A 12,948-nucleotide genomic window follows, 5' to 3' on the forward strand; every position below is an offset into this window, starting at 1 on the left:
GATGTCACGCCTCATTGCCGCAGTTCACCTGCAGGGCCAGATGGTCGCATTCGGGGCCAAAGTGGCCATCAGGCTCCGTCCGAGTAGCGTGAACGGCCCGGCTCACCTGTCCCGAGAGCAGATGGACCGAAAACCCCATCCCCTGCAGAGCAGCGGCCAGCAGGCTGTTCAGCTCAAAGCAAAAGCCGCCCCGCCGCTCTCGGACGATTTTTTGGAACAAAAAATCCCGCTCCAGGCGAATGGGGCGACCCCAGTGAATATCCAGATTTTCAAACGGCACCCGCAGCAGGTGGGCCAGGTGGATCTGGCGCAGGGTTTGCGGGGTGAGCTGGGTGGGGCCGACGTAGCCAATGCGCTCCAGGTAGGCCCTGATTTGGGCAGGCGTCAGCGGCTCTAGCATCAGCACGGGAGGCGGTTGGGTTGGCGGCATCTGGCCTACCCTAGCCTTGCTGCAGCTCCCCGGCCAGAGCCAGAAGAACAGTTTTTGGCGACGCCCCAACTCTCTCCCACCAGAGAACAAAGCAAAAAGAGAATGCTACGATAGCGGCAAGAAAAAAGAAGGCGAAGCGTTACATGGCGGAATATACTCGGTCGATTTCCTTTTACGGGCGGGAAATTGACATCAATATTGGGTTGATGGCTCCCCAGGCAGGTTGCGGAGTCTGGTTGACTTCTGGGGAAACTTCGGTCTTGGTCACGGCTACGCGACAAGCCGGTCGTGCCGGTGTCGATTTCTTGCCTTTGCTGGTGGACTATGAGGAGCGGCTCTACGCTGCCGGGCGGATCCCAGGAGGCTACTTGCGGCGGGAAGGTCGGCCACCGGAGCGGGCCACCCTGATCTCTCGTCTTATAGACCGGCCCCTGCGGCCTTTGTTCCCAGAATGGCTGCGGGACGATGTGCAAATCGTGGCCACCACCCTCTCGGTGGACGACAAGGTGCCGCCCGATGTGTTGTGTATTTTGGGGGCCTCGCTGGCCATCCACAGCGCTCGCATCCCCTTCAACGGCCCGGTGGCGGCGGTGCGGGTCGGCTTGGTTAAAGATGAGTTCATCATCAACCCCACCTATGCCGAGATCGAGGCCGGCGATCTGGATTTGGTGGTGGCTGGCTGTGCCGACGGCGTAATCATGGTGGAGGCCGGCGCCAACCAACTGCCGGAAAAGGACGTGGTCGAGGCCATTGAGTTTGGTTTCGAGGCCGTTCAAGAGCTGCTCAAGGCCCAACAGCAAGTTTTCGCCGATCTCAACATCACCCCTGTGGAGCTGCCCCCGCCCCCTCAAAATGAGGAGCTGGTTGCCTTTGTGGCAGAACACGCCCAGGAGGAGATTCGCTCCGTCCTCAGGCAGTTCCTGGATAAGACCAGCCGCGAGCAACAACTGGAGGCGATCAAGGCCAAGCTAGAGGCCCAGATCCAGGCACGGCCAGAGGGGGATCCCTTGCGGCTGTATCTGCTGGAAAATCCCAAGGAATTGGACAACCAGTTCAAGGCTTTGACCAAGAAGCTGATGCGCCAGCAGATCTTGCAGGAGGGGGTGCGGGTGGATGGGCGCAAGCTGGACGAGGTGCGACCAGTCTCTTGTCGGGTGGGCTTGATCCCACGGGTACACGGCAGCGCTCTGTTCAACCGCGGCCTCACCCAAGTCCTTTCCATCACCACCCTCGGCACCCCTGGTGATGCCCAGGAGCTGGACGATCTGCACCCAGTGGACGAGAAGCGTTACATGCACCACTATAACTTCCCCGGCTTTTCCGTGGGAGAAGTGCGGCCCTCGCGCTCGCCGGGACGGCGGGAGATCGGCCATGGGGCGCTGGCGGAGCGGGCCTTGGTGCCGGTGCTGCCCAAGGAGGAGGAGTTTCCCTACGTGGTGCGGGTGGTCTCAGAGGTGCTCTCCTCCAATGGCTCCACCTCGATGGCCTCAGTCTGTGGCTCTACCCTGTCTTTGATGGATGCCGGGGTGCCGATCAAAGCGCCGGTCAGCGGCGTAGCCATGGGCTTAATTAAGGAAGGGGACGAGGTGCGCATCCTCACCGACATCCAGGGCATCGAGGACTTTTTGGGGGATATGGACTTCAAGGTGGCCGGCACGCGGGCCGGGATCACCGCTTTGCAGATGGACATGAAAATTACCGGCATCACCGTGGATGTGGTGGAGAAAGCCCTCCTGCAGGCCAAGGCCGGGCGGGACTACATCCTTGACAAAATGCTGGAGGTTCTCCCGGCGCCTCGGCCCCAGTTGGCCAAAACAGCCCCTCGTCTGCTCACGTTCAAGGTGGATCCGGAAGATATCGGCAAGATCATCGGCCCTGGCGGCAAGATGGTGCGCAGCATCACCGAAGCGACAGGAGCCAAGGTGGACATCAGCGACGATGGCACGATCACCGTGTCCTCCTCGGTGGGCGGCCAGGCAGAAGCGGCTCGGGCGATGATCGAAAACCTGGTGCGGCGGGTGGAAGAGGGGCAGGTGTACCTGGGCAAGGTGACCCGCATCATTCCTATCGGCGCCTTTGTGGAGTTCTTGCCGGGCAAAGAGGGCATGATCCACATCTCGCAACTGGCGGAGTACCGCGTCAGCAGGGTGGAGGATGAAATTGCCGTAGCAGATGAGGTGGTGGTCAAGGTGCGCAGCATCGACCACAAGGGCCGCGTTAACCTCACCCGTCTCGGCATTAGTCCTGAGGAGGCGGCGCGGGTGCGCAACCATCACCCCTGAAGCTGCGGTTTTTCCCCAGCAACTGGGTGGGCAGGGATCCCCTCGCCAGCCGTTGTCAGCGGCCAAGATGGCAGAGGAGGCGCTCTTCAACCTGTTGGCCTCAACATGCCGAATCTCGCTTCTCCCCTTCTTGCTGGCCAAGAGCGTGGCCCTCAGAGGCGACTGTCTCCCTCCCGGCGGCGACTGGGCTGGGCCTTGGCTTGGGGCCTGGGGTGGGCCACCTTGCTCAACCTTTCTGCCCAGCACCCTTTGTTGCTGCGGCTGGAGAGCGACGCCCAGGAATGGCTCTATGCTTGGCGCGGCCCTCAGCAACCTTCCCCGGAGGTGGTGATCCTCGGCATCGATGGCCGCATTGATGGGCAGGGAGAAAGTGGTGATGGCCAGCATAATGTTGACTTTCTCTTGGAACGGGCTAACTACGCCGGCCTGACCTTGCGCCTTCTGGAAGAGGCCGAAGCCAGGGTGGTGGTGCTGAACCTGCCCAGCAGCTTTGTGGTGCCGCAGAATCTGGGCAACGAGAACCTAGATGCTCCCCTGCGTCAGGTGGTGCAGCGCTACCCGGATCGCTTGGTTTTGGCCACCCGCAGCAGCGAGAGCTTTGGACGCTCCGAGATCAACATCTACAACCACTTCTTGCCTTTTTCGTCCTTGCGCCTTGAGTATTTGGTGCCGCCAGAGCATGTTCAGGGGGTGGTGCAACACCGAGTCGACAGAACCGGGATCCTACGCCAGGCCCAGTTGCGGGGGCTCTACCTACGCCGCGACAGCCAGGAGGAGCAGATGTTCGCCTCGGTGGAGGCTCTGGCTTTTGCTAAGTACGACCCGGAGAAGGCTAGCCGCTGGTTTCGCAAGCGGGGCTTACAGCCGTTTCAGTTCAATCCCCTTGGCTCTCAGCACAGCATCCCCATCATCCCCATCGAACGGGTCTGTCCGCCGCTGATCTCCCAGACGGGATCCGGCTCCCCGACGCTCAGCCCCGGCCAAGCCTGCCGCGGCCAAGAAGGGATCCCGCCCCTCGACCCCAAAGTTGCCGACCAACTGCGAGACAAAATTGTCCTGGTCGGCTTTGTGGGCGGCTACCCGGAGACCTTCCCGGTGCGGACGGCGGATGGATCCCAGATTGCGGCAGTCGAGCTGCAGGCGCAAATCCTCTCGAGCCTGCTCACCGGAGAGGTGTACCGATCCCTGCCGGCAGGGCTAGCGGCGGGAGTTGTCTTCCTGCTGGGGGCGGGAACGGGCCTGATCTGGGTGCTCTATCGCCCCTCCCCGCGACGGAATTGCTGGGACTGGAAACAACAGCGCTCTCTCCTCTGGCCAGTGGTGGGGCTGGTTGCTTATGAAGGGTGGGCCGTGACCCAATTTTTGCTGTGGCGTTGGATTTGGCCGCTGACCTTGCCGGCTTTGGCCGTCGGTCTAACGGGGGTGAGCCTGCTTCTGACCTTGGTAATCTTGGAGAACCAGGAGCGGCTCTTGGCCCAGCAACAGGAACTGGAGCGCCTGCGCCGGGCCGAACAAGAGGCTGCTATCGACCAAGCCCGCAAGCTGCTCTACCGCATTGCCACCGACATTCACGATCGCGAGCTGCAGGAGCTGAAGGTGGTGATGGACGAGCTGGAGAGCTTGCAATGGCAACAGCAGCAGGGTAAGGATCCCGATCCTGCCATTTACGATCGTCTGCTGGAACAACTGGAAAGGATCGGGCGAGGCATTCGCGAGCAGCTTAACGATGTGCGCACCCTGGCCACCAAGCTGCGCATTTCCCCCAGCTTGCGGGAGGGCTTGCACCGGGGCATCGACACCTATCTGGACGAGCTGATTCGGACGGGCAGCCTGACCTTGCCTGTGGAGCGCCACCTACAACCTCTGGAGGAGCCCAATACCGGCGAGTGGTTCGACCAACGGGAGGACATCTTGCGCTTTTTGCGAGAGGCCATCGGCAATGTCATCGCCCATGTGCAACCTCCCAAGGGCAACGCCTCCTTCGTCAAGGTGTCCTTGGTGCAAAAGGAGCGCCACTGCTGCTTGTCGGTCATCAATGACGGCGTAGAATACGCCCCCAGCCCCGGTGGCGGCTATGGCAGCAAAGCCATGAATACCATTGCCCGCTACCTGCCCAAGGGCTCCTGGCATCGCACCCACACTCCGGAAGGCCATACCTACGTCGAGCTGCACTGGGAGATGCCGCTCTAAAAGACTTAGACAACAGCGGGCAAAAGGGAACTTTTGTCTGTGCTTCAGCGACTCCTACCTAGCTGGTCGCCCAGCCCCGGCAGACCCCAGGCGTAACTTCCCCCAGAGCTTGAGGTACAGCCTGCTAAAGAATCAAGAGGTACAGTAGCAACACTTAGCAAACCCACTTCGGAAGCGGATAGAGGTCTTACCTGCCTGATAAGCTGTCACAACTCTTTGCCGTCAATCCAAAGAATGGGTTGGCATCCCCTCCTCTCCTGCCTCTTGAATACCTGTACCCTATTTTTAACAGGCTGTAGCATCGATGCTCTTGCGAGGGAGCTCAAAGGGGGAAAGTGACTGGAGAGGGTATCTGTTGGATAATGCCCAGATTCCTCGGAAGAGGGCGTGGGGCAGTTTACGCTTTGATGGGCACTTTCTTCTCCAGCCACTGGGCCACTTGATCGGCCAGATCAACCCCTTCTAACTGGCAGATCTCCCGCAGCATAGTTGGGCTGGTGACGTTAATCTCTGTCAGCCGTTCCCCGATGACATCAATTCCAACAAAATAGAGTTTCTCCTGCCGCAGCACTGGCGCCAAAGCCGCGCAGAGGGCCCGTTCTTTTTCAGCAATCTCGGTTTTCTCCACCCGACCCCCAGCGGCCACATTGCCACGGAAATCCCCCTCCCCAGGGATGCGATTGACGGCGCCCAAAGGCTCGCCCTCCAGCAGCAAAATGCGCTTATCTCCCGCTGCTGCCTGCGGCAAATACTCTTGCACCATCACGGGCAGCCGGCCAAACTGAGTGCTCAGCTCGATCAAGGAATTGAGGTTTGGATCGCCGGCATTGACCCGCAGGATCCCTTCCCCACCCTTGCCGCCCAGGGGCTTGAGCACCGCCTGCCCCACCTGCTCGACGAATTGGCGGAGCAAGGCCTTGCTGCTGCTGACGCAGGTACGCGGGATCCACTCTTTAAACCGCAAAGCATAGAGCTTTTCGTTGGCGGAGCGGATCCCGGCAGGATGGTTGAGCACTAGGGTGCGGCGGGGGGAGAGATGATCCAGAAGGTAGGTGGCGTAGAGATAGGCCGCGTCCACCGGCGGATCCTTGCGCATCCATACGGCTTGCATCTGGCTCAAGGGCAACAAACGCCGTTCTTTGACTTCGTACCAGGGATCCGCTCCTAGATCCAACACAATCTCCTCAACGGATCCCCAGGTTTCCCCTTGATCCCAGTAGAGGTCGGCCAATCCAAGGCAAAAAATGCGGTGGCCTCGTTTCTGCAGCGCCTCCATTAGGGCAACGCTGGTGTCGTGGCCCACCTGCAACTGAGACAACGGATCGACAATGAAAGCTACCTGCATGAATGGTTTGAGCAACGAAAAGCTGCCCTGAGTATGCAACAAATTGGAGCGGATTGCTCCGGGCAGGAAGTTAAACCGATGCAGAGCCGTCTTTAACATCCCCTTAACCCTGACCAGCGAAGCAAACGTTAGCTTAGTTAGATGAGATCCCTGTTAGACCTCAGTGTTTCGGCCAGGTTGACCAGGTTTCTGGCTCGCCTGTGAGGAATGGTCTGTCTGTGAGTGTTCCTTCTCCCCAACCCTCCGAGCCGGTTCGCATTGAAACCACGCGGGACTTGCTAGCAGCCCTGCGAGAAGGGCGCTCCCTGCTGGGTGCCAACCTCGAAGGCGCCTACCTCTCGCGGGGCCTGTTCGACCGCATCCAGATGCCCAAGGCCAACTTGACGCGGGCCAACCTGCGCTCGCTCAGTATGCAGCAGGCAGATCTGCGGTTATGCAACTTTCGCCGTGCCGAGCTGGAGCGGGCCAACTTCGCTGCCTCCGATCTCCGGGGATCCAGCTTCAGTCAAGCCCTGGGAGACTACAGCAACTTCACCGCTGCCAAGCTGGACAAAAGCAGCTTTCAGGGGGGACACTTCAGCCATTCCATCTTTCGCGAGGCCAGCTTGGTGGCTGCCAACCTAACGGAAGGCAACTTTTTTGCCGCCGACTTTCGCCAAGCCAACCTCTTTCGCTGCAACCTCTCCCAGGCCATCCTATCCAGTTGCCAGTTGCAGAATGCCAACTTTGACCAAGCCCTCCTGGTGGGGGCCAACCTCCAAGAGGCCCAAATTGAAGGGGCCAGCTTTGTCGGCGCCGACTTTACCGACGCCAAGCTCTCGGACGAAATGCGCAAGTTCTTGATCGAACGCGCGAGCGGCACCAACGAGCTTACTCAGCGGGACACCCTCAACACTCTGCTGGCGGGGCTCCAGCCCAAGTCACGCAAACTGTTTGGATTGCTGTGAACTGTAGCCAGGGCCACTCTTGCGCCAGCCCCAGCAGATCGGTTTTCAAGAGGTCAAGGCAGCGGATGATCCCTCAAAATTGGTTGAGGTCGATTCCAGCTTCGCGGGCCATGGCCCCTATCCCTTTGGCCTTGAGGGTTTTCAGTGCCTTGGTGGAAAGGCGCAAACGAACAAACCGCTTGCCCTCCTCCCACCAGATGCGTTTCCACTGCAGGTTAACCTCCTGCAGACGCTTGGTACGCCGGTGGGAGTGGGAGATGGCGAAAGCGTTGTTGCGTTTTTTGTTGGTCAGTTGGCAGCGACGTGCCATGAGATCCAAGGGAACTCAGCTTCGCTATTCTATGGCCTCTTTTTGTCGAGCAGCAAGCTGCAGCTGAGCTTGCAACTGGGCTAGCTCTGTCCTCAATTGGTCAAAGGTTTGTTGGCAATGGTTGACGCTTCTCAGGGGCAGCTCTTCGTTTTTGGCGATGCAGGTGACCTGTACAGATCCGTCAGCGGCTTGGCGGGTGCGATCCACAAACACCTCTACCGTCACCAGTTTGGCGTAGGGATTTTTTCCAGGCGGCTCGCCGGCCACCCAGTAGTCAGGGCTGTTGTGTAGGACAGTAAGCTGGCAACGCTCCAAGACAGCGCGAATCGCTTCGCTTAACTGCTCGGCTGAGCCCATGAGCTGGGTAACGCAGGAGTATCGAGCCATAGGAGAAGCAAGTCACCACGGTTATCCTACCACCAAGTTTTCGGCTCCTGCAGCCAAAGGCGGGCGAGCAAAATTGCGTTTAAGAGTACTTCGCACCGGCTCGGCCAACCCTGCTGTGGGGGAGTAATTGCGTTAAAACATAAGGACATAAAGAGTGCCTTTCGGCTCTTTCCCCAGGAGAGTTGTGATGTCTAGGGTCTCCTGTTTAGCCCGTTCTCTCTTGTTGCTGGGATCCCTGGCTCTGGGTTGGATAGACCTGTCTTCTGCCCAAGCGCAGCCCTTTCAAGCAGGCGATCTGGATGGGGATGGTCGTTTGACGGTGCAGGATCTCAACCTGTTGGGGGCCTATTTGCGGGGAGAACGGGAGTTGACCGACGACCAGATCCGGGCTGCCGATGTCGATCAGGATGGGCGGATTACAGAAGCCGATTGGCAGGTGTTGCAGCAGCGCATTCAGGCGGCCACAGATGCACCCACCGGCCAGGTGCAGTTGGACTCGGCCTACTCTGGGCAGGTGGTGGATCGCCTGACAGGGCAGCCTTTGGCCGGGGTGGAGGTGGCCATTCCGGGGGCAGGGATTTCGGTGCGCACCGATGCCCAAGGGCGGTTTCGCCTGCCGGGGCCGCTGCCGGCAGAAGAAATTTTGGTGGCGCGGCTGGAGAACTATTTGCCCTATTCCCAGAGCACAGGCAACGGACAGACCGGCGGGGATCGGCCTTGGCAGTTGCAGTTGGAGCGCTGGGATCCCAACGCCACGCTGGTGCTGGAGGCCAATGTCATCCGCCTGGGCGATAACCAATATTCTCCAAAGTCGGCGGCTGCCGGGCAATTTCTGGCGCCTGCCCAAGGGGTGGAGATGACCCGCTCCTTCAGCCTAGACCGCCTGCCGCCTCGCCCACCGGTTTTGCGGCTTGGATCCCTGATTGGGTTGGATACTGCCGCTGCCTATCGGGCCGGCCAGTCCCGCATTCCCGGCGCCAATATGTCTCCCATGCGAGTGCTTTTAAACGGAGTGGAGGTGGAGCAAATCCACTTGGGGGGAGACGACCTGCGCATCCCTCTGCCACTAGAGCATCTGCGCCTGGGGCTGAATACGGTTACCTTGCGCACTGGCAAAACGGTGATCCAGCCTGGCAGGATCGCCGGCGGATCCCGGATCAGTATCCCTCTTTTGGGTGGATCCCTGGATATCTTTGTGCCGCTGGGGACTGACACAATCGGCCAGGACGGTGGGGCTTGGGTGGACTATGACGATGTGCAGTTGGCCAATGTCACGATCGAGATCCCCAACTAAATGCCCAGGCTAACTTGCGCTGGCTAGGCCGCGGGGATTTTGTTGCTCAGAAGCTTGCCCGAAGCCTTTTCGACAGGCCTACTGGGCCCTGACGTGTTGACTTTGCGCAGCTTGGTCTTCGGTTTAGTAAACCTGTTTTTAAATTGTTATCCTGCTGGATGGAAAGCGACTGTGGAGCTTATTTCTAAAGCCGTTCCCAGAGGAGTGGAAAGCTCGAATTACTGAAAGTGTGCGGCGGAATTTTTGGGATTTTTCTGGGGTTGAGCCGTGTTGTCGTTTTTCTTCGCTATTTCAGCTTTTCCAGTGTTTTTAGTACTTCGGATCCCTTCAGCTCTAACCTCATCGATGATTACAGGTTTATTTGATTTAATTCCAGGTATTGGAGCCACTATTGGGACTAGCCTAATTGCTCATATTGTCTTATCACAGAGCGTATGGCTCTCTATCCAGTAATTTGTATCTCCCTACAACAAGTAGAAGAGAGCTTACTCCTGCTTCGCGTGATGCAGGGATCCGTCAATATCAACCCTGTGATCATGTTTTTCTCTTTGTTTGTGAGCGGTACTGTGGCCGGCTTGTTGGCGGTGTTCTTGGCCATTCCGGTGACGTGAGTGTTGATCAACTTACTTGAGTAAAAGGGCATCCAAAACGGTGATCTCCGCTTCCAGATTGCCCTTCAGGTTTTCCTCTACACCACCGGGGATCAGGAGCTGTTTTACCAGCGCTACGGCCAGGCCACCCAGGAAACGGTGATCCAGTTTCTGGCTTTTGATAGGGTTGGCTTGCTAAGTGTTGCTACTGTACCCCTTAATTAGGCTGTAGCACTGGGTTGAACAGCTTGGCTCTATCCTCTGATCTACTGCTCCACATGTTCTTTTAGGGCAGTCCATCTTTTACTTCCGTGTCTTGAAAACTGTTGGTCTTAGGTTTTCTCGGCTCAGCCAGCGATAAACCGTTAACGACTGACTTCGTAAATCTATGCGGCTATTGTCGGGCTGTCCCCTTCCTTAACATACCCTACAACTCTCTCCTAAGTCTGGGCTGTGGCTCGTGGAGTTGCCTCTTGGAGTCTGCTCCATGCCATCTTATCTCTAACAGCGTTCCACCCTCAGCCAAATTGGCTATAGCAAGTCAGGGTCAGCCCTATCCCACCTTTTTTATAAAGCCGATAAAAAAAGCCCCATAAAGGGGCTTGTCGCTCAGCGACTTATAAAACTCTAGAGCAATATAGGGAAGCGCTCCATTGAATCTGTTGCTTTAAACACCGTTTTGATCACAGTCACTAGAATCTCAGAAAAAAGGCCAAACTGCGGCAGATATCATTTTTTTTTTAGATTTTCGGGAGGCTGGCCCTACACCGATCGGGCTGCTGTTGGGCAAGCCCTAGCTTGAGGACGACTTGGGATCCGCTGTCTCCCGCCCCAGCCAGCGCCAAGTGGTGGGCAGCAGGGCTGCTGCTAGCACACACTTCAGCAGATCGCCGGGGATAAAGGGGAACACGCCTTTGGTGAGCACGGCCAAGACGGAAGTGGGGCCGACATTCTCGTTCAGCCACACCCCCAGCCAGGTGGCTCCCAAGACGTAGATCAAAACCGAGCAGGAGAGGATGGACGCGGCCATCTTCCAAGGGCTGCGATCCACCCCCCAGCGCTCCACAAACCAGCCCATCAGCCCTGCGGCCAGGGGAAAGGCCAGCAAGTAGCCCCCTGTCGGTCCGGTTAGGTGGCTGAGCCCGGAGCCGCCGCCGTTGAAGAAGGGCAACCCCAAAAGCCCCTCCAGCAGGTACAGCAGCAAGGCGAGAAAGCCCAACCTCGACCCAAAGCCTGCCCCCACCAGCATCACGCCGAAGGTTTGTCCGGTGATGGGTACTGGCGTAAAGGGCAAAGGGATCCGCACCTGCGCCAGGGCCGCTACCAACAAACTTCCCCCCAACACCAGCATGGAATCCCGAACCCAGGAAGGACGGGTCAGAAGGGTTTGCGCCAAAGGTGTGTGAACAAAAGTAGCAGTCATAGGATATTTGGGGCGCTGAGATACAAGAGATAACAGCTCTTTTCCGAGATCCCCTGACCCATCCCAAAAGCTTTTGGCCAGAGGCTGCAACTAACCGGCAAAGGGCCTTATCTGGGTAGTATATCGCAACCGGAGGATTCTGTACCTATGCACTACCTTGCTTGGCCGCGGCCATTTGTCTGGCGCATCCACTGAATCCGCAGAAGGGTGAGGCAAAAGATGAACCACAAAGCCCCCAGGCTATACCCCGCCAGCAGATCGCTGGGCCAATTCAACCCCCAGTCGGCCCGGCTGAAACCGATGAAGAATAGGATCCCCAGCACTCCTCCAGCGAACCAGCGCCGCTGAGCAGGATAATAGCTTGCCACCAGATAGCCCAAAAGGCCGTAGATTACCGTTGCTGCGATGACCTGTCCACTCCGACAGGATGGGATCCCAAAGATCTGGGCGGGGGCGAGAAAAGGTAGGCTGCAGGATCCCGGCGATCACGGCAGCTCCTAAGGCTGCAACCAACAGTCCCCAAGCCGTCCGTCTTTGTTGGCTGCGCCAGAGCAAAACCCATCCCCAGGCGGTCAAACCCACCAGCCCAATCGGATGCCCTAACCCCCACCCCACCCAAGCCAAGGGATCCAGCCAAGGGCTGGCCCGCTGCAGCCATTGTAAAATCCATGCATCGATGGCTTGACTGGAGGGCGCCAGTCCTTGCAAAGCCAGAGTCAGTCCCCAGAGGACCAGAGCCGAGCCGAGGATCCCGCCCAGGCCCACGGTTGCGCTCAGCAGGGTCAGGCTCGGCGAAACCCGTCTCACCCAGAAGATGGCGAGCTTTTCGGCGGAGTTGGGTTTCCGCACAGGCGGCGCGATGCACCTCGATCTGGACGGGGGTTGTGCCCACCACTTCTCCGTCGACAACCACCTTCTGGGGTGGGTTCGTCTCAACCCAGATGCGGGAAGCTTTGAAGGTGAGGATCCCTTTCAGCTAGAAACCGCAGGAGCCCCGCCCCCCTGCCCCCGTATACGGGGGGTTGGAGCGTGGCCAGGATCTCGGCAAGTTGCACCGGTAAGGGATCAGCTCTTGTTATTCTTCTTCTTCTTGTTCGGGTCGTCGGGATGCTGGCGATCTTCTTCGAGGAACATCAAACTGTGAAGACGAGCTGAGCGGTAGTCGGAGAGGCGCATCGCAAGGGAAGCCCAGGCTAATTTGCTGCCCAAGCCGGACTTCTGGTACAACAGGGAGGCGACGGGAGCGACGCCGACGGCCTTGGCATCGCGGATGGCAGCCAGATCGGCGCTCAAGAAAACAAACTGCCAGCCGTCTTTCTCTGTTTTTTCTTTGATCATCTTCTCGACTTGCTCTTTGCGGAACTCGCGGCTGGCGTTCTCTTGGCCATCGGTTACCACCACCATAACCACCCTCGCAGGGCGATCTGCTTCAGCGAGTTGGCTGAGGCCGCTTTCCAAGTCGGTGATGCCGCGACCCATGGCATCTAGCAAAGGGGTAGAGGCCCGCGGCACATAGGTCTCGCGGGTTAGCTCGGGAACTTCGGCGATGGGCTTGAAACGGTGGATAACTTCGTAGGGATCCTGCGAGTCAAACTGAACCAAAGTGAGGGTGGCAAACCCTGGCTCTGCCCTCTGCTATGGTCACCGGCCTCCTGTAGGAAATCTAACTTGGGACTTCTGCCAGCGACCCGTTTGTGAAGGATTCTGTGCAACTATTTGCAAAGGTTATCAGCTTGATGGGCTTTGATAA

12 protein-coding genes are annotated in these 12,948 nt (G+C 58.4%); 5 read left to right on the forward strand and 7 right to left on the reverse strand.

Features of this window, described 5'->3' with window-relative positions; all coding sequences use genetic code 11:
- Nucleotides 1–4: 4 nt before the first annotated feature.
- Nucleotides 5–430: an arylamine N-acetyltransferase gene (locus SYN65AY6A5_RS00590; RefSeq protein WP_011431031.1), complete on the reverse strand. Its 426-nt coding sequence runs from the start codon at nucleotides 428–430 to the stop codon at nucleotides 5–7.
- Nucleotides 431–573: 143 nt separating this feature from the next.
- Between SYN65AY6A5_RS00590 and SYN65AY6A5_RS00595 the strand changes: the two genes are divergently transcribed.
- Nucleotides 574–2,712, forward strand: a complete 2,139-nt coding sequence (locus SYN65AY6A5_RS00595) for a polyribonucleotide nucleotidyltransferase (RefSeq protein WP_011431030.1) — start codon at nucleotides 574–576, stop codon at nucleotides 2,710–2,712.
- Nucleotides 2,713–2,907: 195 nt separating this feature from the next.
- The gene (locus tag SYN65AY6A5_RS00600; protein ID WP_240530955.1) at nucleotides 2,908–4,902 is read left to right on the forward strand and encodes a CHASE2 domain-containing protein; all 1,995 of its coding nucleotides are present in this window, start codon (nucleotides 2,908–2,910) and stop codon (nucleotides 4,900–4,902) included.
- Between the two features lie 397 nt (nucleotides 4,903–5,299).
- On the opposite strand, the gene gshB is transcribed toward SYN65AY6A5_RS00600, so the two are convergent.
- Entirely contained in the window at nucleotides 5,300–6,247 is a 948-nt protein-coding gene (gshB, locus tag SYN65AY6A5_RS00605) for a glutathione synthase (protein WP_011431028.1), read from the reverse strand.
- Between the two features lie 218 nt (nucleotides 6,248–6,465).
- On the opposite strand from gshB, the gene SYN65AY6A5_RS00610 reads away from it, so the two are divergent.
- The gene (locus tag SYN65AY6A5_RS00610; protein ID WP_240527835.1) at nucleotides 6,466–7,194 is read left to right on the forward strand and encodes a pentapeptide repeat-containing protein; all 729 of its coding nucleotides are present in this window, start codon (nucleotides 6,466–6,468) and stop codon (nucleotides 7,192–7,194) included.
- 73 nt (nucleotides 7,195–7,267) lie between these two features.
- Here the strand turns inward: SYN65AY6A5_RS00610 and rpmB are convergent, their stop codons facing one another.
- Both rpmB and SYN65AY6A5_RS00620 read right to left on the reverse strand, forming a co-directional pair.
- On the reverse strand, nucleotides 7,268–7,504 hold the full coding sequence (gene rpmB / locus SYN65AY6A5_RS00615; RefSeq protein ID WP_011431026.1) for a 50S ribosomal protein L28: 237 nt from the start codon (nucleotides 7,502–7,504) through the stop codon (nucleotides 7,268–7,270).
- A gap of 24 nt (nucleotides 7,505–7,528) precedes the next feature.
- A complete protein-coding gene (locus SYN65AY6A5_RS00620; protein WP_011431025.1) occupies nucleotides 7,529–7,891 on the reverse strand; it encodes a hypothetical protein in 363 nt (120 codons plus the stop codon).
- A gap of 187 nt (nucleotides 7,892–8,078) precedes the next feature.
- On the opposite strand from SYN65AY6A5_RS00620, the gene SYN65AY6A5_RS00625 reads away from it, so the two are divergent.
- Together SYN65AY6A5_RS00625 and SYN65AY6A5_RS00630 are read left to right on the forward strand one after the other, a co-directional pair.
- Nucleotides 8,079–9,185 (forward strand): dockerin type I domain-containing protein, encoded by a 1,107-nt coding sequence (locus SYN65AY6A5_RS00625; protein ID WP_099812909.1) that lies wholly within the window; start codon nucleotides 8,079–8,081, stop codon nucleotides 9,183–9,185.
- Between the two features lie 434 nt (nucleotides 9,186–9,619).
- Entirely contained in the window at nucleotides 9,620–9,796 is a 177-nt protein-coding gene (locus SYN65AY6A5_RS00630; protein WP_011431023.1) for an AI-2E family transporter, read from the forward strand.
- A gap of 772 nt (nucleotides 9,797–10,568) precedes the next feature.
- On the opposite strand, the gene SYN65AY6A5_RS00635 is transcribed toward SYN65AY6A5_RS00630, so the two are convergent.
- The 3 genes from SYN65AY6A5_RS00635 to SYN65AY6A5_RS00650 form a co-directional block, all read right to left on the reverse strand.
- A complete protein-coding gene (locus SYN65AY6A5_RS00635) occupies nucleotides 10,569–11,198 on the reverse strand; it encodes a biotin transporter BioY (protein WP_099812911.1) in 630 nt (209 codons plus the stop codon).
- Nucleotides 11,199–11,438: 240 nt separating this feature from the next.
- Nucleotides 11,439–12,047, reverse strand: coding sequence for a hypothetical protein (locus SYN65AY6A5_RS00645; protein ID WP_143596978.1), 609 nt, complete (start codon nucleotides 12,045–12,047; stop codon nucleotides 11,439–11,441).
- Between the two features lie 216 nt (nucleotides 12,048–12,263).
- A complete protein-coding gene (locus SYN65AY6A5_RS00650; protein ID WP_011431021.1) occupies nucleotides 12,264–12,800 on the reverse strand; it encodes a VWA domain-containing protein in 537 nt (178 codons plus the stop codon).
- Nucleotides 12,801–12,948: the final 148 nt, after the last annotated feature.

Origin of the sequence: Synechococcus sp. 65AY6A5 (assembly GCF_002760415.1) — a bacterium.
GTDB lineage: Bacteria > Cyanobacteriota > Cyanobacteriia > Thermostichales > Thermostichaceae > Thermostichus.

Coding starts and splice junctions, on each gene's coding strand:
- SYN65AY6A5_RS00625 (WP_099812909.1), top strand. CDS start 8,079: ATGTCTAGGGTCTCCTGTTTAGCCCGTTCTCTCTTGTTGCTGGGATCC.
- SYN65AY6A5_RS00620 (WP_011431025.1), bottom strand. CDS start 7,891: ATGGCTCGATACTCCTGCGTTACCCAGCTCATGGGCTCAGCCGAGCAG.
- rpmB (WP_011431026.1), bottom strand. CDS start 7,504: ATGGCACGTCGCTGCCAACTGACCAACAAAAAACGCAACAACGCTTTC.
- SYN65AY6A5_RS00595 (WP_011431030.1), top strand. CDS start 574: ATGGCGGAATATACTCGGTCGATTTCCTTTTACGGGCGGGAAATTGAC.
- SYN65AY6A5_RS00635 (WP_099812911.1), bottom strand. CDS start 11,198: ATGACTGCTACTTTTGTTCACACACCTTTGGCGCAAACCCTTCTGACC.
- SYN65AY6A5_RS00590 (WP_011431031.1), bottom strand. CDS start 430: ATGCCGCCAACCCAACCGCCTCCCGTGCTGATGCTAGAGCCGCTGACG.
- gshB (WP_011431028.1), bottom strand. CDS start 6,247: ATGCAGGTAGCTTTCATTGTCGATCCGTTGTCTCAGTTGCAGGTGGGC.
- SYN65AY6A5_RS00630 (WP_011431023.1), top strand. CDS start 9,620: ATGGCTCTCTATCCAGTAATTTGTATCTCCCTACAACAAGTAGAAGAG.